This is a genomic window from Kitasatospora sp. CB02891, from assembly GCF_002803145.1.
Classification (GTDB): domain Bacteria; phylum Actinomycetota; class Actinomycetes; order Streptomycetales; family Streptomycetaceae; genus Kitasatospora; species Kitasatospora griseola.
Window position 1 is genome coordinate 966,397 of record NZ_NNBO01000001.1, and the last position, 18,375, is coordinate 984,771.

Sequence of the window (18,375 nt, forward strand, 5' to 3'; positions counted from 1 at the left end):
TGACGGAGCGTCAGGCCTCCGGGTAGCGGCGCGGCGTCCACACCACGTCGCGCCCGCCGTCGCGCTGCACCCACTGGGTCTGGGTGGAGCCGATCAGCAGCAGGGTGCGCATGTCGACGTCGGCGGGGTCGAGTTCGGCCAGCGCGACGGTGCGGACCCGCTCGGTGGGGCCGCCGACGTCCCGGGCCAGCACCACGGGGGTCGCCGGGTCGCGGTACTCCAGCAGCAGGTCGCGCGCCGAACCCACCTGCGTGGTACGGGACTTGGAGCCGGGGTTGTACAGCGCGAGCACCAGGTCGGCCTCGGCGGCGGCGCGCAGCCGACGGGCGATCACCTCCCACGGCTTGAGCCGGTCGGAGAGCGAGATCACCGCGTAGTCGTGGCCGAGCGGCGCACCGGCCCGGGACGCGGCGGCGTGCGCGGCGGTCATCCCCGGCAGGACGCGCACGGGGACGTCCCGGTAGGGGTCCTCGCAGGCGGCCTCCAGGACGGCGGTGGCCATCGCGAACACGCCCGGGTCGCCCGAGGAGACGACCGCGACGCGACGGCCGCGACGCGCCAACTCCAGGGCGAATTCGGCGCGTACGCCCTCGACCTTGTTGTCGGAGCCGTGCCGGACCTGGCCGGCGCGGACCGGCACCCGGTCCAGGTAGGTGGTGTAGCCGACCAGGTCGGTCGCGCCGGCGAGCACCCCGCGCGCCTCGGGCGTCAGCCACAGCGGCCCGGCCGGGCCGGTCCCGACCACCACCACCTCGCCGGTCTGCGACGGCTGTTCGGCCGGGGCCGCGAGCGCCTCGAACGGCTGCCCGTCGGAGTCGAGGGCGGCGACCCGGCTGGGCAGCACGGCGACCGAGAAGTACGGCACGCTGTCGGCGTCGATCTCGGCGAGCAGGCCGGTGCGTTCGCCGTCCATGGTGGCGCGCTCGACGTACCGGGCCTCGTCCAGGCGTCCGGCCCGCTCCAGGGCGCGGCGCACAGTGGGGAAGGTCCGGCCGAGCTTCATGACGACGGCGGAGTCGGTGGCGGCGAGGCGCGCGGTCAGCTCCTCCTCCGGCAGGGTGCCGGGAATGATCGTCAGCACCTCCTCGGCCTCCACCAGCGGGGTGCCCAGGCGGGCGGCGGCGGCGCTGATCGAGGTGACGCCGGGCACCACCTCGGTGGGGTAGCGGTGCGCGAGGCGCTTGTGCATGTGCTGGTACGAGCCGTAGAACAGCGGGTCGCCCTCGGCGAGGACGACGACGGTGCGCCCGGCGTCGAGGTGGGCGGCGAGCCGCTCGGACGCCTCCTGGTAGAAGTCGTCCAGCGCGCCCCGGTAGCCGCCGGGGTGGTCGGTGGTCTCCACCGTGACGGGGTACATCAGCCGCTCCTCCAGCTGACTGCCCGTCAGATAGCGCTCGGCGATGGCTCGGGCGTGCGAACGGCCGTGCCGCGCGCAGTGGTAGGCGATGACGTCGGCCCGGCCGATGAGTTCGGCGGCGCGCACCGTGATCAGCGACGGGTCGCCCGGTCCGACGCCGACGCCGTAGAGCCGGCCGGTGGTCGCCGAGGAGGTTTCCTGACGGTCCGTCATTCCTGTTCGCTCGCAATCGCGTTGATCGCGGCAGCGGCTATCGCGCTGCCGCCCCGGCGGCCCCGGACCACCAGGTGTTCCAGTGCGGCCGGGTGTTCGGCCAGGGCCTGCTTGGACTCGGCGGCGCCGATGAAGCCGACCGGGACGCCGATCACGGCGGCGGGTCGGGGCGCACCGGCCTCGATCAGCTCCAGCAGGCGGAACAGCGAGGTGGGTGCGTTGCCGACGGCGACCACGGCGCCCTCCAGGCGGGGCAGCCAGAGTTCCATGGCGGCGGCGCTGCGGGTGGTGCCCATGGCGCGGGCCAGTTCGGGCACCGACGGGTCGGTGAGGGTGCAGATCACCTCGTTGTCGGCGGGCAGCCGCTTGCGGGTCACCCCGCTGGCCACCATGTTGACGTCGCACAGGATCGGCGCACCGGCGTGCAGGGCGCGCCGGGCGTCGGCGACCACGTTCGGCGACCACAACAGGTCCTCGACCAGGTCGGTCATGCCGCAGGCGTGGATCATCCGCACCGCGACCTGGGCCACGTCGGCGGGCAGCGCGGCGAGGTCGGCCTCGGCGCGGATGGTGGCGAAGGACTGGCGGTAGATGGCCGCGCCGTCCTTCTCGTAGTCGATCATGCGGTCCTCCGCCAGTCGGCATTGCGCGCCTCGGCGACTGCCTCGGCGAGGTCGTTCTCGGTCGTGTCGTTCTCGGCCGGGCCGTCCCCGGTCGGGCCATTCCCGGTCGTGTCATTCCCGGTCGGGCCGTTCCCGGTCGGGCCGTTCCCGGTCGCCCCCTGCCCGGACGCCACCGGCCACGGCGTCTCGCGGACGCGGCCGTCCACGGTGACGCGGTGTCCGGTGGCGGTGGCCAGCACGTCGACCCAGCGTCCGGCGGGGTGCCCGCAGCGGCGTTCGCAGCCGGACCAGTGCACGGGCAGGCCTTCGGCGGGGGCGGCGGCGATCGCCCGGGCGGCCTGCGCACGGACGTCGGCAAGCGCTTTCCCGCAACCGGGCAGGCCGGTGCAGGCGCTGACGCCTTCCCAGGGGCCGCCGGACTCCACCTGGAAGCCCGCGTCGGCGAGCCGCGGCAGCCACTGGGCCCCGGCCCCGGGCACGACGACGCCGCGCCACGGGGTGAGCCGCACGCTCCCGCCTCCGCCGCCACCCGCACCGTCCGGTCCGAGCGCGTCCGCCAGCAGCCGCCACTGCGCGCTGCTCGCCCGCCCGAACCGCAGCCCGACCGAGGCGGCGTCACCGACCGCGCCCAGCAGCGGCCGCTCGCCGGCGAAGCGCGGCAGCGCCACCTCTCCGTCGGGCAGCTCGGCCTGCACTTCGCGCAGGTGCCAGGCGCGTCCGGCGGCCAGGTCGAGGAAGTGCCGGGCGGCGGCGAGCGCGGCGGGCACGGGGTGGTCGACGACGGTTCCGGTGCGGGCGCGGCCGAGGCGCAGCAGGGCGCGCCCGTCGCCGACTGCGATCAAGGTCACATCGGCGTCGAGGGCGGCGATGTCGCCGCGGCCGTCGTCCAGGGCGAACAGGAATTTGCCGGAGAGCCGGGCGGCCCACGGCGCGGCGCACAGGGCGGCGTCCAACTCCCTTACCCAGCGCGGCAGATCGACGTCAGGGCGGCCGCGTCCGTCCAGGCCGGCCAGGGGCGAGGCCGCGATGTTGCGGACGCGTTCGTGGGTGTCGGAGGGCAGCAGGCCGACGGCGCGCAGCCGTTCGGCGAGGTCGGCGGCGCACTGCTCGCGCAGGCCGCGCAGTTGGAGGTTGCCGCGGGAGGTGATCTCGACCTCGCCGTCGCCGAGCGCGTCGGCCGCGTCGGCCAGCACCAGCAGCTGACGGTACGTCAAGTAACCGCCGGGCAGCCGGAGTCGGGCGAGGTGGCCGTCCTCGGCGAGGTGCAGGCGGAGCGCGCCGGGGCAGGCGTCGGCGCGGCCTCGGTCGGGCCCGACGAAGGGTGCCGCGAAGGCGTCGGGTGTGGGTGGCATGGCGGCGAGCATACCCATGGCGGCGGGTCGCGCCACTGCCCCGAGTGTCGACCTCCGGTGTCGTGGGCCCGGCGAATGCCCAGCTCAGCGTGGGGTTCCGGGGTCGGCGCGGATCGGATCGGGGGCGCGTCGCAGGTCACACTCCCCCGATGCGCCGTCAACCCGTACGATGCTGGCGGGTGCCTTTCGAGGCGTCCCGGGCGCCTTTCGGGGTGTCCGCTGCCAGCGACGGCACAGCGGAGGAAGTCCGGTGAGAATCCGGTGCGGTCCCGCCACTGTGACCGCGGCTCAGTGAGCCGTGGGAGCCAGGAACTCCGGCCGTCCTCCACTGCCCGGGGCGAGGACCCCGAGGAAGGTCCGTGCCATGCGCCGTCGCATGCCCGCATCCTGGCGGGTGCCCGTGGGCTCTGTCCCCGTCGGGCCCTTCCGCGTCCTCGATCGCACCTGTGCTCCCACGACCGGGTTGTCCGCGCTGTCCGAGACGCCCGGGAGGGCTTTCGCATGATCCTGCTGCTGTCCACGTCCGACACGGACCTGCTGAGTGCCCGGGCGTCGAACGGTCCGGTGCGGTTCCGGTGGGGCAATCCGGCCCGGCTGGATCCGGCCGGGCTGCCCGAACTGCTGGACGGCGTCGAGCTGGTGGTGGTGCGGCTGCTGGGTGGGCGCCGGGCCTGGCAGGAGGGTCTGGACGCGCTGCTCGCGGGGCCGCGTCCGGTGGTGGTGCTGACGGGCGAGCAGGCGCCGGACGCCCAGTTGATGGAGTTGTCGACGGTGCCGGCGGGCATCGCCGCGGAGGCGCACGCGTACTTGGCGCACGGCGGTCCGGCGAACCTGGCGGAGCTGGGCGCGTTCCTGTCGGACACGGTGCTGCTGACCGGTCACGGTTTCGCGCCGCCGGCGTCGGCCCCGTCCTGGGGTCCGCTGGAGCGCACCGCGCACTCGTCGGAGGGGCCTTCCGTCGCGGTGCTGTACTACCGGGCGCACCACATGAGCGGCAACACGGCGTTCGTGGAGACGCTCTGCCGGGCGATCGAGGCGGAGGGCGCGCAGGCCCGGGCGTACTTCTGCGCGTCGCTGCGCGGTGCGGAGCCGGAGCTGCTGGCGGAGCTGGGCGCGGCCGACGTGATCGTGACGACGGTGCTGGCGGCGGGCGGCACCCGGCCGGCCGACGCGCAGGCCGGTGGTGACGAAGAGGCCTGGGACGCGGGCGCGTTGGCGGCGTTGGACCGGCCGATCCTGCAAGCGCTGTGCCTGACCTGGTCGCGGGCGCAGTGGGAGGGCAGCGACGACGGGCTGTCGCCGTTGGACACGGCGACGCAGGTCGCCGTCCCGGAGTTCGACGGCCGGCTGATCACCGTTCCGTTCTCCTTCAAGGAGGTCGACCAGGACGGGCTCACGGTGTACGCGGCGGACCCGGAACGTGCGTCGCGGGTCGCGGGCATCGCGGTGCGGCACGCCCGGCTGCGGCACACTCCGGCGTCCGAGCGCCGCCTGGCACTGGTCCTGTCGGCTTATCCGACCAAGCATGCCCGGGTGGGCAACGCGGTCGGCCTGGACACCCCGGCGTCGGCGATCCGGCTGCTGGAGCGGCTGCGCGCGGAGGGCATGGACCTGGGCGACAGCCTGCCCGGTCTGCACACCGAGACCGAGCACCAGCACGACGGCGACGCGCTGATCCACGCGCTGATCGAGGCGGGCGGCTACGACCAGGCGTGGCTGACGGAGGAGCAGCTGGCCCGCAACCCAGTGCGCATCCCGGCCGCCGACTACCGGCGCTGGTACGCCACGCTCCCGGCCGCGCTGCGCGAGCAGGTGGAGGAGCACTGGGGTCCGGCGCCGGGCGAGCTGTACGTGGACCGTTCGCAGAACCCGGACGGCGACCTGGTGCTGGCGGGTCTGCGCTCCGGCAACCTGCTGGTCCTCGTCCAGCCGCCGCGCGGGTTCGGCGAGAACCCGGTGGCGATCTACCACGACCCGGACCTGCCGCCGAGCCACCACTACCTGGCGGCGTACCGCTGGATCGCGGCGGCGCAGGAGGACGGCGGGTTCGGTGCGCACGCGGTGGTGCACCTGGGCAAGCACGGCAACCTGGAGTGGCTGCCGGGCAAGACGGCGGCGCTTTCGGCGGAGTGCGGCCCGGACGCGGCGCTCGGCGATCTCCCGCTGGTCTACCCGTTCCTGGTGAACGACCCGGGCGAGGGCACCCAGGCCAAGCGCCGGGCGCACGCCACGCTGGTCGACCACCTGGTGCCGCCGATGGCCCGCGCCGATTCGTACGGCGACATCGCGCGCCTGGAGCAGCTGCTGGACGAGCACTCGAACATCGCGGCGATGGACCCGGCGAAGCTGCCGGCGATCCGGGCGCAGATCTGGACGCTGATCCAGGCCGCCCGGCTGGACCACGACCTCGGTCTGGACGAGCGGCCGGAGGACGACGGCTTCGACGACTTCCTGCTGCACGTGGACGGCTGGCTGTGCGAGGTGAAGGACGCGCAGATCCGCGACGGCCTGCACGTGCTCGGCCAGGCCCCGAGCGGCGCCGACCGGGTCAACATCGTGCTGGCGATCCTGCGGGCGCGGCAGATCTGGGGCGGCGTCAGCGCGCTGCCGGGGCTGCGGGAGGCGCTCGGCCTGGACGAGGCGGCGCTGACGCTGGGGGCGACGGACGCCGCCGAGGCCCAGGCGCGGGCGTTGGTGGAGGCGATGGAGGCCGAGGACTGGAACCCGGCCGCCGTGGCGAAGGTCGCGGCCGGTCTGCCCGCCGCCGTCGCCGAGGTGCTGTCCTTCGCGGCCGCCCAGGTGGTGCCGCGGCTGGCGTCCACCACGGACGAGTTGGACGCGGTGCTGCACGCGCTGCAGGGCGGGTTCGTGCCGGCCGGGCCGTCGGGTTCGCCGCTGCGCGGGCTGGTCAACGTGCTGCCGACCGGCCGGAACTTCTACTCGGTGGACCCGAAGGCGGTGCCGAGCCGGCTCGCCTGGGAGACCGGGCAAGCGCTTTCCGCCTCCCTGATCGAGCGGTACCGGGCCGACAACGACGGCCAGTTCCCGCCGTCGGTGGGCCTGTCGCTGTGGGGCACCTCGGCGATGCGCACCGCCGGCGACGACATCGCCGAGGCGTTCGCCCTGCTGGGCGTCCGGCCGGTCTGGGACGACGCCTCGCGCCGGGTCACCGGTCTGGAGGCGATCCCGCTCGCCGAGCTGGGCCGGCCCCGGATCGACGTGACGCTGCGCATCTCCGGCTTCTTCCGGGACGCCTTCCCGCACGTGGTGGCGCTGCTGGACGACGCGGTGCGGCTGGCGGCCCGCCAGGAGGAGCCCGCGGAGCAGAACTTCGTCCGCGCCCACGTGCAGGCGGACCTGGCCGAGCACGGTGACGAACGCCGGGCCACCGTCCGGGTGTTCGGCTCCCGCCCGGGGACGTACGGGGCGGGCCTGCTACAGCTCATCGACAGCCGGGACTGGCGCACCGACGCGGACCTGGCCGAGGTGTACACGGTGTGGGGCGGCTACGCGTACGGCCGGGACCTGGACGGGCGGCCGGCCCGGGAGGAGATGGAAACCGCTTACCGGCGGATCACGGTGGCGGCGAAGAACACCGACACCCGCGAGCACGACATCGCCGACTCCGACGACTACTTCCAGTACCACGGCGGCATGGTGGCCACGGTGCGTGCGCTGACCGGCAGCAGCCCGGCGGCGTACATCGGCGACTCGACCCGCCCGGAGACGGTGCGCACCCGCACCCTCACCGAGGAGGCGGCCCGGGTGTTCCGGGCCCGGGTGGTGAACCCGCGCTGGCTGGAGGCGATGCGCCGGCACGGCTACAAGGGCGCGTTCGAGATGGCCGCGACGGTGGACTACCTGTTCGGCTACGACGCCACCACCGGCGTGGTCGCGGACTGGATGTACCAGAAGCTCACCGAGGAGTACGTCCTCGACCCGGTCAACCGCGAGTTCTTCGCCGAGGCCAACCCGTGGGCCCTCCACGGCATTTCGGAACGCCTGCTGGAGGCCGCCGAGCGCGGCCTGTGGGCGGAGCCGGACCCGGCGCTGCTGGCCGAGCTGCGGCAGGTCTTCCTGGAGACCGAGGGCGACCTGGAAGGCGAGTGACGGCGGATCCCGCCACCGGGCCGAGGCTCGAAACCGGGCCGGGTCCCGACGCACGCCGGAGGTGAACGTCGGGCCCCGGCCGGGGCCGGAGGTGAACGTCGGACGACACTTGACGTGCCGATGATCGCGAAGGGGTGTCTTCCGGCCCGCCCGGGCGGACAATTTCCGCATGAGCCTGCGAACCGCCCTGACCCGCCCGGCGCGCTACGGCGCGCTGGTCGCGGGCGCGCTGCCCGTCCTGACGTTCCCGGGTGCCGGCCTGGCCGCCCTGGCCTGGGTGGCGCTGGTGCCGGGGCTGTTGCTGATGCGGGCGGCGGGCACGGCGCGCGAGGCCGCGGTGCGCGGCTGGTGGTTCGGCGCGGGGTTCATCCTGACCGCCATGTACTGGCTGATCCCGTCGATCGGCCCGGCGCTGCCGCTGCTGGCGGTGGTGTTCGGGGTGCTGCAGGCGCCGGTGGGCGTGGCGGTGTGGTGGCTGCTGCACGGCGATTTGACGCTCCGCCGGTCGGCGGCGGCGCTGGTGGTCGTCCCGGCGGTGTGGGTGAGCGCCGAGTTCGCCCGGTCCTGGCATGCGCTGGGCGGGCCGTGGGCGCTGCTGGGCGCGTCCCAGTGGGAGCATCCGGCGGTGCTCGGCCTGGCCTCGGTCGGCGGGGTGTGGCTGGTGAGTTGGGCCCTCGTCACGGTCAACACGGCATTGACGTTGCTGGTGCTGGCCCGCGAGGTGCGGCTGCGGGCACTGGCGGCGGCGACCGCGCTGGTCGCGGTGGTGTCGGGTCCGGTGGCGTTCGCCGCGCAGCCCGCGCCGGCGACCCGCGGTTCGGCGTCGGTGGCGCTGGTGCAGGCGGGCCAGACCACGGACGAGCGGGCCCGGTTGGAGGCGAACGTCCGGATCACCCGCTCGCTGGCGGGCCGCCCGGTGGACCTGGTGGTGTGGGGCGAGAGTTCCACCACCGCCGACCTCGACCGGGACGGCGCCACCCTCGACCGGCTGACCGCGCTGTCACAGTCGACGGGCGCGCAGCTGCTGGTCGGCGAGGACGCCCGGAAGGCGGACGGCCGGATCTCCAAGGACGCGGTGCTGGTGGATTCCTCGGGCATCGTGGCGCGGTACCGCAAGATCCGGCTGGTGCCGTTCGGCGAGTACATTCCGCTGCGTCCGCTGCTGGGCTGGATCGCGGGGGTGAGTTCGGCGGCGGGCGAGAACCGGGCTCCGGGCCGTTCGGTGCACCTGCTGCCGGTGGTGGGCCAGGGCGGCCGCCCGCTGCCGGTCGGCGCACTGATCTGCTTCGAGTCGGCGTTCCCCGACATGTCGCACACCGCGGCCCGGCAGGGCGCCGAGCTGATCGTCTACCAGTCGGCGACCTCGACCTTCCAGTCCACCTGGGCGCCGGCGCAGCACGCCTCGCTGGGTGCGATCCGCGCGGCGGAGACCGGCCGGCCGGTGGTTCAGGCGGCGCTGACGGGCGAGTCGGTGGCGTACGACGCGCAGGGCCGCCGGCTGGCGCGGCTGACCACGGGCGAGTCGGGCGCGGTGACGGTCCACCTGTCGCCGGCCGATCCGGCGGCCCGGACGTGGTACGTCCGGCTGGGCGACTGGGTGCCGCTGTCGGCGCTGGCGGTGACGGCGGCGGCCGGGGCGGCGGGCCTGCTGCCCCGGCTGCGTGAGCGCCGCCGACCGTCCGCTCCGGCCGCCCCGCCGTCCTCCGACCTGCCATCGGCGCGAGTCTGAACCCCCCTACCGGCACCGGGCGTTGCGGTGCTCGGCGCCTGCGCCACCCGCCGCCCCGCCGTCCTCCGACCTGCCATCGGCTCGGGTCTGAACCCCCCTACCGGCTCCGGGCGTTGCGGTGCTCGGCGCCTGCGCCGCCCGAGCCGCCCGCCGACCTGTTGTCGTCCGTGAGCCTGAACTCCGGTGCCGGATAGCAGGGTTGTTCGAGCTCAGCTCTCCTAGTACGCCACGTGGATGCCGAACGCCGCGCCTTGCGGGTCGCGCAGCACGGCGAGGCGCGGGCCGTCAGGGACGTCGGTGGGCGGCAGGGTGACGGTGGCGCCGAGGAGTGCGGCGCGTTCGGCGCTCAGGTCGACGTCGGCGACCGCGAAGTACGGCATCCAGTACGGCGGGACTTCGGGCGGGAACTGGTCGGCCATGTCCATCATGCCGCCGAAGTCCCGCCCGTCCAGGCCGAATTGGGTGTACATCTCGCCGACGGTGACGGTCCAGTCGAAGATCTCGCGGTAGAACACGACCGCGCCCCGCGGGTCGCGGGTGGCGAGTTCGATCCAGCCGAGCGAGCCGGGTTCGTTCATCACCTCGCAGCCGCGCCGGTTCCGGGGCTGCCAGGCGGAGAAGACCGCGCCGGCGGGGTCGCGGACGACGGTGAACCGCCCCCAGTCGAGGGCGTCCGTCGGCGGGACGATCAGGCTGCCGCCGCCGGCGGTGATCTTCTCCGCGGTGGCGTCGACGTCGGGGGCGTGGAAGCTGATGTTCCACGCGGTGGGCTGGCCCTCCTTCATCAACCCGACCAGGCCGGCGGCGATTCGGTCGCCGACGTACAGCCGGGTGTAGCCCATCGCCTTCTCTTCGGGGACGGCCTCGGTGCGCCAGCCGAACAGTTCGTGGTAGAAGGTCCTGGCCGCGACCGGGTCCTTGGTGGACAGTTCGACCCAGCAGGGCGCGCCGGGCTTCGCGTCGGTGATCTTCACGGGCGGTTCATCTCCAGGATCAGCTTGCCGCGGGCGTGTCCGGACTCGACCTCGGCGATCGCCTCGGCCGCGTGCTCCAGCGGGTACCTGGCGCTGATCTGCGCGTTCAGCGTCCCGGCGGCGACCAGGTCGGCGAGGGCGGTGAGCACGGCGGCGGTGCCGTCGCGCTTCACGTACGCGCCGCCGAGGTCCTCGATGGTGGCGCGGTCGGCGGTGGACACCAGCCGTCCGGGTCGGCGCAGCGCCCCGGCGACGTCGCGGACGGCGGTGCCGCCGACCAGGTCGAGGACGGCGTCGACGCCGTCGGGGGCGGCGTCGCGCAGGCGGTCGGCGACGCCGTCGCCGTAGCGGACGGGTGTGCCGCCGAGGGAGCGGACGTGGTCGGCGCTGCCGGCTCCGGCGGTGCCGAGGACGGTGATGCCGCGGGCGCGGGCGATCTGGGTGGCGGCGCTGCCGACGCCGCCGGAGCTGCCGACGATCAGCAGGGTCTCGCCGGAGTGCAGGTCGAGTTGCCGGAGCGCGTCGTAGGCGGTGGCGGCGGCGACGGGCAGCGCGGCGGCCTGGTCGAAGCCGACGGTGGGGGGTTTGCGGGCGGTGGCGCGGGCCGACAGCAGCACCTGTTCGGCGAACGCGCCGCCGGGGGCGATGCCGAACACCTCGTCGCCGACGGCGAAGGCGTCCACATCGTCCCCCACGGCGGTCACCACGCCAGCGGCTTCGCTGCCCATCACCAGGGGCGGCTCGGCGACCGTCCCGAACCAGCCTTCGCGTTTCTTCCAGTCGGCCGGGTTGACGCCGGCCGCCCTGACCTCGATCCGCACCCCGCCCGGGCCGGGCACGGGCAGCGGCCGGTCCAGGACCTGCTGCTGCTCCGGCCCGCCGTACGCGACGAACCCGAATGCCTTCACCATCGCGTCCTGCCTCCTCCTGCTCTCCGGTTCCGCCGACGCCCTTCAGCTTGCCGGGGTACTGGCGGGTAGCCGGGGACGGGTGGGCCGAACGGGAGCGCCGGGCCGGGAGGCGGGGGCGGGGCGCCGGGCCTCAGGAGTCGCCGTCGGTCCGCGGGGCGAGCTCCGACTCGGGGGCGAACTCCGGCCCGGCCGTCGGGAGTTGGCGGACGCCCTCGGGCGCGCGTCGGCGTTCGGTGCCGTCGGGGCCGGTGGTGGGCTCGATCTCGGCGGTCCGGTCGGGGTCGCCCTCGGCGATCCGGCGGGCGATCTCGGCGGGGCGGACCGGCCGTCCGAAGTGCCAGCCCTGGGCGAGGTCGCAGCCCATCAGCCGCAGGCGTTCGGCGTCGGCGCGGCTCTCGACGCCCTCGGCGGTGACGGACAGGCCGAGGGTGTGGGCGAGCGAGACCAGGCCGCTGACGATCCGCCAACCGAGGTGGGTGTCCTTGGCGGGGTCGTGCAGGTCGCCGACGAACGAGCCGGCGATCTTCAGGTTGGACACCGGCAGGTCGCGCAGGTAGGCGAGGTTGGACCAGCCGGTGCCGAAGTCGTCGACGGCGAGCGAGACGCCCATGTCGACCAGGGCGTGCAGGGCCTTGAGGGCCTCGTCCTCGGGGCCGACCACCGTCGATTCGGTGATCTCCAGCTGCAGCATCGACGGGTCGAGTCCGGTGCTGCGCAGGATCCGGTCGATGTCGCCGACCAGGCCGGCGTTGCGGGCCTGCCGGACGGCCAGGTTGACGCTCAGGCGGGGCGCCCGGTCGCCGAACCTGGCGACCCATTCGGCGGCCTGCCCGCAGGCCTGTTCCAGCACCCAGCGGCCGAGCGGCATGATCAGCCCGGTCTCCTCGGCGACGCCGACGAACTCCTCGGGGCTGAGCACGCCCAGCTGCGGGTCGCGCCAGCGCACCAGCGCCTCGACGCCGGTCATCACGCCGGTGCCGAGGTCGATCATCGGCTGGTAGTCGATGAAGAACTCGCCGCGGTCCAGTGCGGCGGGCATCCGCACGGACACCGCGTACCGGCTGACGGCGCGCGCGTTCTCCTTCGGATCGAACAGCGTCCAGCGGCCGCGTCCGGCCTCCTTGGCGCGGTACAGCGTCAGGTCGGCGGCGCGGACGGCCGCGCCGGGGGTGGTGCTGGAGATCCGGCGCTCCAGCACGCCGACGCTGGCGCCTACGGCGAGCCGGTGGTCGCCGATCACCACGGGCTTGGTGAGCGCGGCGAGCACGGTCTTGGCGGCGGCGACGGCCTCCTGTTCGCCGCGGCAGTTCTCCAGCAGCACCACGAACTCGTCGCCGCCGAGCCGGGCCACCATGTGGCCGAGCGGGCTGAGCGCGGACTCCAGCCGGCGGGCGACCACGGACAGCAGCTGGTCGCCCATGTCGTGGCCAAGGCTGTCGTTGACGACCTTGAAGCCGTCCAGGTCGACGTAGCACAGGCCGAACCGGGCGTCCGGCTCCGGCGACTCGAAGAGGCGCTCCAGCCGTTCGAAGAACGCGGCGCGGTTGGGCAGGCCGGTCAGCGGGTCGTGGGTGGCCTGGTGGCGCAGCCGTTCCTGCAGCCGGTAGCGGTCGGTGACGTCCTCCAGCATGGCCACCTGGTACAGCGGCGAGCCGTCGTCGTCGCGGATCAGCGAGACCGTCAGGTGGGTCCACACCACTTCGCCGTCGCGCCGGTAGTACGGCTTGTCGAACTGGAAGTACTCGCGCTTGCCGCTGATCAGCTCCTCGTAGGCCTCCCACACGCCGGGGGTGTCCTCGGGGTGCATCAGGTCGTTGACCCGGACGCCCTGCATGTCCTCGGGGCCGCCGCCGAAGATCTCGCCGAGGGCCCGGTTGACGGCCAGGATGTTGCCGTCGGTGTCGCCGAGGCCGATGCCGATCGCCGCGGATTCGAACAGGGCGCGGAAGCGGGCCTCGGAGACCCGCAGCGCCCGCTCGATCTCCTGGCGGGCGGTGTCGGCGGCCAGCCGGATCGCCTCCTGCTCGCGCAGGGTGCGTTCGCGCAGCGCCGCCGCCCAGCCGGCCGCGAAGGCGCCGGACAGCGCCGGGCCGCGCCCGTCGGGGACGGCGCGGCTCTGAATCAGCTGAACGGCTTCGGAGAGCAGCTGGGGGTCGGTGAAGTGGTTGTCGATCAGCAGCGCGCCGACCTGCCCGGCGAGTTCCGGGCGGAACGGGTGCTCCAGGGCGGCGCGGCGCAGCAGTTCGGCGGTCCGCGCGATCAACGGGTTGAGGACGCCGGGGCGCACGGCCGCCCCGTGTCCGGTGCGCAGCATGGCGGCCCAGGCGGTACGGAACCCGTTGTCCGGGGCGGCCGCCTCGTTCATGACAGGCGTCCGACGCCGGCCATCCCGGTCATCCGCTCGGGGTGCGGCTCGACCGCGGCGGCCTCGTCGGGGCGCCACTCGGGCAGGTAGACCACGCCGGGCTCGACCAGGTCGAAGCCTTCGAAGAAGGAGGTGATCCGTTCGCGGCTGCGCATGGTGAGCGGGGTGGGGGTGGCCCGGTACAGGTCCTGGTGGGAGCCGGCCTGGTCGGGGCGGCCCTCCAGGGAGGCGTGCGAGAGGACCAGGGCGCTGCCGCTGGGCAGGGCTTCGCGGAGCTTGGCGAGGATCTTCTCGGGCTCGTCGTCGTCGGTGACGAAGTGCATCACGGCGTTGAGGATGACGGCGACGGGCTCGCCGGGGGCGAGCAGGTCCTCCACCTCGGGGCGGGCGAGCAGGTCGTCGGTGTTGCGCAGGTCGGCGTCGACGATCTGGCACAGGTCGTCGTCGGCGAGGATCAGGCGGCTGTGCGCGACGGCGACCGGGTCCATGTCGATGTAGACCACGCGGGCGTCGGGCTGGTACTCGCGGGCGACCTCGTGGACGGCGCCGAAGGTGGGGATGCCGGAGCCGATGTCGAGGAACCGGTTGATGCCCTCCGCGGCCACGTACTGGGTGGCTCGGTGCAGGAACGCCCGGTTGGCCCGCATGATCTTCGGCAGGTCGGGCCAGAGCTCCATCGCCTTGCGGGCCATCTGCCGGTCGACCTCGAAGTTGTGCGAACCGCCGAGGTAGTAGTCGTACACCCGGGCGGCGTTCGGCTTGTCGAGGTCGGTCCCCGCGGGCACCCAGTTCGGACGCGCCATGACGGCACCCCTTCCGGCGGGCAATCGGTCGAAAAATGGCAACAGGACATAAAGATCTTCCTATACTTCCGATCCGCTCGGCAAGCCACCTCGTCCGAGCGGCCGCGCCGGTCGCCGCCGGTCGCGCGACTTCGGGGGCCCTGCCGCCCGGCAACGGGGCCGCCGCCCGCCCGCTGGATCTGCGGGCGGACGGCGGCCGGGTTGCGTTCCTGCGTCGTCAGCTGGTGGCGGTGCAGGTCAGGGTGGGCAGGGCGTTGGCGCCGGAGTAGGTGGCGCCGAAGCCGAAGGAGGTGCTGGCGCCGGCGCCGACCGTCCCGTTGTAGGCCAGGTTGGTGACGCTCACGGCCTGGCCGGACTGGGCGAGCTGGCCGTTCCACAGGTTGGTGATCTGCTGGTTGCCGCCGTAGTTCCAGCTGACCTTCCAGGTCTTGATCGCCGCGCTGCCGGCGGTGACGGTGACGTCGGCGTTGAAGCCGGCGCCCCAGTCGTTGGTGACCTTGTAGCTCGCGGTGCAGCCGGAGCCGGTGCCGCCGCCGGACGCCTTGGTGGTGGCGACCAGTGCCGCGGACGCCGGGGAGACGTTGCCCGCCGCGTCGCGCGCCTTGACGGTGTACGAGTACGCGGTGGAGGCCGTGAGGCCGGTGTCGGTGTAGGAGGTGCTCGCGGTGGAGCCGACCAGGGCGCCGCCGCGGTACACGTCGTAGCCGGTGACGCCGACGTTGTCGGTGGCGGCGCTCCAGGTCAGCGCGACGCTGTTGGCGGTGGTGGTCGCGGCGAGGCCGGTGGGCGCGGTCGGCGCGGTGGTGTCGCTGCCGCCGGACGAGCCGAGCGCCGGGTAGGCGTTCCGCATCAGCTCCTGGAACTGGGCGGAGAACCAGTGGCCGGCCAGCGGGGCGTTCGGCAGCGCGCCCGACATGTTGTTGTTGTTGCGCGGGTTGCCGGTGTACGTCGGATCGCACATCCGGTCGAAGCCCTTGCCCTCGTCGTTCGAGATCGCCGAGCTCGCGCCGTCCGACTCGCCCGGGGGCTTCACCCACACGTACGCGGCGATGCCGTCCTCGGGGGCGGCCTTGGGACGCTCGCCGAGGCCCGCGCCGGACTGGTTGCACCAGTTGCCGGTCTGGAAGCGGCGGTCGATCCGGCCGCCGTCGACGTACGCGTCGACCGAGGTCTTCGGGCCCGGTCCGGCCGGGCGGTTGGCGCCGCCCCAGCCGTTGCGCGAGGTGTCGATCAGCATGCCGACGTTGGCGTTGAAGCCGGACGCGACGGCCTTGGCCCGCCAGGCCTTCGCGAAGGACGCCTCGTCGACGTAGTTGTTCCAGTCCACCCACTTCGACTGGCGCACGGTGGTGCCGTTCACCGAGTCGCCGACGGTGAAGTTGGGCTCGTGCAGCGCACCGTAGTTGGCGGTGTTGACGACGAAGCCCTGGACGTTGCCGAGCGTCGAGCCGGACGCCGTGGCGGCCTGCTTGATGGTGTCGATGGTCGGCTGCAGGTTGGAGTCCCAGCCCAGCCAGCCGTGGTGACCGGCGTCCACGTAGTTGTAGACGTTGGAGATGGCGCCGAGCTTGGCGAGCGCGTAGCCGACGCCGTTGATGTAGTTGCCGTTGGCCTTCATGGTGTCGCAGGCGGGCGTGGCGGTGGCGGTGCCGCCCGCGTTGGTCACCAGGTTCGGCAGCGAGTCGAGCTCGATCGTGGTGACGATCCGCAGATTCGCGTAGGCCGGGTCGGCCAGGATCGAGGCGATCGGATCGATGAACTCGCTCTTGTAGCGCGGCAGGTCGGTGGGGCCGAGCTCGCCGTTCGAGGCCAGGGCTGCACAGTCGCGGCCCGGCAGGTCGTAGACGACGACCTGGAAGACGAACGGCTTGCCGGCCGCCTGCTGCACCGCCTTGTTCAGGTGGTCGCGCAGACCCATGCCGCCGTTGACGCCGTTGATGGCCGCGATCCGGTCCAGCCAGACGAACGTGGGCTGGTTGGCGACGGCCGAACCGCCCGGCTCGGCGGCAGCGTTGGCGGACCACTCGGGGTTCACGTACACCCCGGCGCCGGCGAAGGGGTTGTCCACACGGGCCGCCGCGTGGGCGGCGGGGGTCGACATGGCAATGGGCAGTACGGTCGCGGCGCCGAGCGCCGCGGCCGCTGCCGCCGTCCGAAGACGGCGCGTCAGGTTGGCCGACACAGTGACGGGAGTCCTTTCGGGTGGGGGACGGACTCGGTGGAGCCTCCCTGGGGATGGGAGCGCTCCCAAGCTTGGCCCGGGCCGTAGTGGAACTCGGCCTGGGAACAACCGATATGAAGCCATGGCCTCGATGTGTCGTCAAGGAGTTGCACAGAAACCGTGGGAGCGCTCCCGTCGCGCCTCCGGTGGCCCCGTGGCCCGGCCGCGCAGTTCACCGCCCTGCCGCTTCACGCGAGACCCTCCCCGCCGCACCCCCGCGGCGGGCCGGCCGCCCGGGTGAAACTTTCACGTCGCGGGGTCGCCGGGCCGGTGGCCGCTGTGACGGGCGTGACGGGTGTGGCGGGCTGTCGGTGCTGCCGGGCGTCCGTGTGGCGGGCGCGGGGTGACGGCGCGGCGTGGCAGGCTGGGCGGCCCGGAGTGCCCGGAGTTCGAGGAGGAACGCGTGCCCGCCCGACCGCAGTTCGACGACGACCAGCGCCGCGCCCGGCTGGCCCGGCGGCACCGCCTCGCCCCCGGCGCCCGGGCGGACCGGGCCGAGCAGGTGGTGGACGACCTGGTCGCCGTGCACGCCACCGACCCCGCCACGGTCTTCCTCGCCGTCTCGGCCCGGCTCGCCACCCCCGGCATCGCCGACACCGAGCGGGCCCTCTACCAGGACCGCACCGTGCTGCGTCACCACGGCATGCGCAGCACGCTGTTCGCGATCCCCGCCGCGCTCGCCCCGACCGTGTACGCCTCCACCACCGCGAAGGTGGTGGCCCGCGAACGCGCCCGCCTGCTCAAGGACTTCGCCGCCTCCGGCCGCGACGCCGCGTGGACGGCCGGGGTGGAGGCCGCCGTCCGGGCCGCCCTCACCGACTCGCCCACCGAGCTGACCGGGACCCAACTCAGCGAGGCCGTACCGCAGTTGCGGGAGACGATCGAGTACGGCGCGGGCACCTCCTACCAGGCCGAGCAGCCGGTCGGGATGCGGCTGCTGCGGCTGCTGGGCATGGAGGGCAGCATCGTCCGCCGCCGCCCGCAGGGCAGTTGGACCAGCAGCCGGCACCGCTGGGCCCCCGGTCCGGACGCCCCCGCCGCCCCGTCCGCCGCCGAACGCGCCGCCGCGCAGGTCGAGTTGGCGCGGCGCTGGCTGGCGAGCCACAGCCCGGCGACCGAGGACGACCTGGTGTGGTGGACCGGCTGGGGTGTCCGCGAGGTGCGCGCGGCGCTGGCCGGCTGCGCCGCCGTCGAGGTCGAACTCGCGGGCGGCGCAGCGGGCTTCGTCCTCCCCGACGATCTCACCCCCGTCCCGGAGCCGGCCCCGTGGGCGGCGCTGCTGCCCGCCCTGGACCCGACCGCGATGAGCATGAAGCACCGCGACTGGTACCTCTCCCCCGCCCACCGCTCCGAGCTGATCGACCGCTCCGGCAATCTCGGCCCGACGGTCTGGTGGAACGGCCGGATCGTCGGCGGCTGGGCCCAGCGCTCGGACGGCGAGGTGGTCCTCGACCTCCTGGACGACCCCGGCCGCGAGGCCCGCGGCGCGATCTCCGCCGAGGCCGCCGTCCTGCGCACCGTCCTCGGCGACGCCCGCGTCACCCCGCGCTTCCGCACCCCGCTGGAGCGCCGTCTCACCTCCTGAGCCCCCGGCCGCGCCGGACCGGTTCGGCCGGCCCGGGACGGTGCCTGACCTGCGATCGGATCCGGTCCGCTGCGGTGCGGTGGCGATCGGCTTCCGCCCACCGCCGGATCGTGACCCGTGGCGACTGGAAAT

At 74.1% G+C, this 18,375-nt stretch carries 11 protein-coding genes and 1 riboswitch; of the genes, 3 read left to right on the top strand and 8 right to left on the bottom strand.

Annotated elements, in window-relative coordinates; genetic code table 11:
• Positions 1–10: 10 nt before the first annotated feature.
• From CG736_RS04575 to CG736_RS36820, 3 genes are read right to left on the bottom strand one after another with little or no spacing between them, the layout of a single operon-like run.
• The gene (locus CG736_RS04575; RefSeq protein ID WP_100584797.1) at positions 11–1,570 is read right to left on the bottom strand and encodes a precorrin-2 C(20)-methyltransferase; all 1,560 of its coding nucleotides are present in this window, start codon (positions 1,568–1,570) and stop codon (positions 11–13) included.
• Positions 1,567–2,193, bottom strand: a complete 627-nt coding sequence (locus CG736_RS04580; RefSeq protein ID WP_100584798.1) for a precorrin-8X methylmutase — start codon at positions 2,191–2,193, stop codon at positions 1,567–1,569. Before CG736_RS04580 ends, CG736_RS04575 begins: the two co-directional genes overlap by 4 nt.
• Entirely contained in the window at positions 2,190–3,545 is a 1,356-nt protein-coding gene (locus CG736_RS36820; protein ID WP_232733779.1) for a hypothetical protein, read from the bottom strand. The genes CG736_RS04580 and CG736_RS36820 overlap by 4 nt, the downstream gene beginning before the upstream one ends.
• Positions 3,546–3,738: 193 nt before the next feature.
• Positions 3,739–3,877: riboswitch (cobalamin riboswitch) on the top strand.
• A gap of 169 nt (positions 3,878–4,046) precedes the next feature.
• Between CG736_RS36820 and cobN the strand changes: the two genes are divergently transcribed.
• Both cobN and lnt read left to right on the top strand, forming a co-directional pair.
• Positions 4,047–7,655 carry a cobaltochelatase subunit CobN gene (gene cobN / locus CG736_RS04590; protein ID WP_100584799.1) on the top strand — a complete coding sequence of 1,203 codons (3,609 nt, stop codon included), beginning with the start codon at positions 4,047–4,049 and terminating at the stop codon, positions 7,653–7,655.
• 169 nt (positions 7,656–7,824) lie between these two features.
• Positions 7,825–9,384, top strand: a complete 1,560-nt coding sequence (gene lnt / locus CG736_RS04595) for an apolipoprotein N-acyltransferase (RefSeq protein WP_100584800.1) — start codon at positions 7,825–7,827, stop codon at positions 9,382–9,384.
• A gap of 218 nt (positions 9,385–9,602) precedes the next feature.
• Here the strand turns inward: lnt and CG736_RS04600 are convergent, their stop codons facing one another.
• The 5 genes from CG736_RS04600 to CG736_RS04620 form a co-directional block, all read right to left on the bottom strand.
• Entirely contained in the window at positions 9,603–10,358 is a 756-nt protein-coding gene (locus CG736_RS04600) for a VOC family protein (RefSeq protein ID WP_100584801.1), read from the bottom strand.
• Complete coding sequence (locus CG736_RS04605) at positions 10,355–11,269, bottom strand: NADP-dependent oxidoreductase (protein WP_100584802.1); 915 nt, start codon at positions 11,267–11,269, stop codon at positions 10,355–10,357. The genes CG736_RS04600 and CG736_RS04605 overlap by 4 nt, the downstream gene beginning before the upstream one ends.
• 130 nt (positions 11,270–11,399) lie before the next feature.
• Positions 11,400–13,634 carry a bifunctional diguanylate cyclase/phosphodiesterase gene (locus CG736_RS04610; protein WP_232733780.1) on the bottom strand — a complete coding sequence of 745 codons (2,235 nt, stop codon included), beginning with the start codon at positions 13,632–13,634 and terminating at the stop codon, positions 11,400–11,402.
• The gene (locus tag CG736_RS04615) at positions 13,631–14,437 is read right to left on the bottom strand and encodes an SAM-dependent methyltransferase (protein ID WP_100584803.1); all 807 of its coding nucleotides are present in this window, start codon (positions 14,435–14,437) and stop codon (positions 13,631–13,633) included. Before CG736_RS04615 ends, CG736_RS04610 begins: the two co-directional genes overlap by 4 nt.
• A 217-nt stretch (positions 14,438–14,654) precedes the next feature.
• Entirely contained in the window at positions 14,655–16,538 is a 1,884-nt protein-coding gene (locus CG736_RS04620) for a glycoside hydrolase family 6 protein (protein WP_100585044.1), read from the bottom strand.
• Positions 16,539–17,061: 523 nt separating this feature from the next.
• Between CG736_RS04620 and CG736_RS04625 the strand changes: the two genes are divergently transcribed.
• Positions 17,062–18,243, top strand: a complete 1,182-nt coding sequence (locus CG736_RS04625; protein WP_100584804.1) for a winged helix DNA-binding domain-containing protein — start codon at positions 17,062–17,064, stop codon at positions 18,241–18,243.
• Positions 18,244–18,375: the final 132 nt, after the last annotated feature.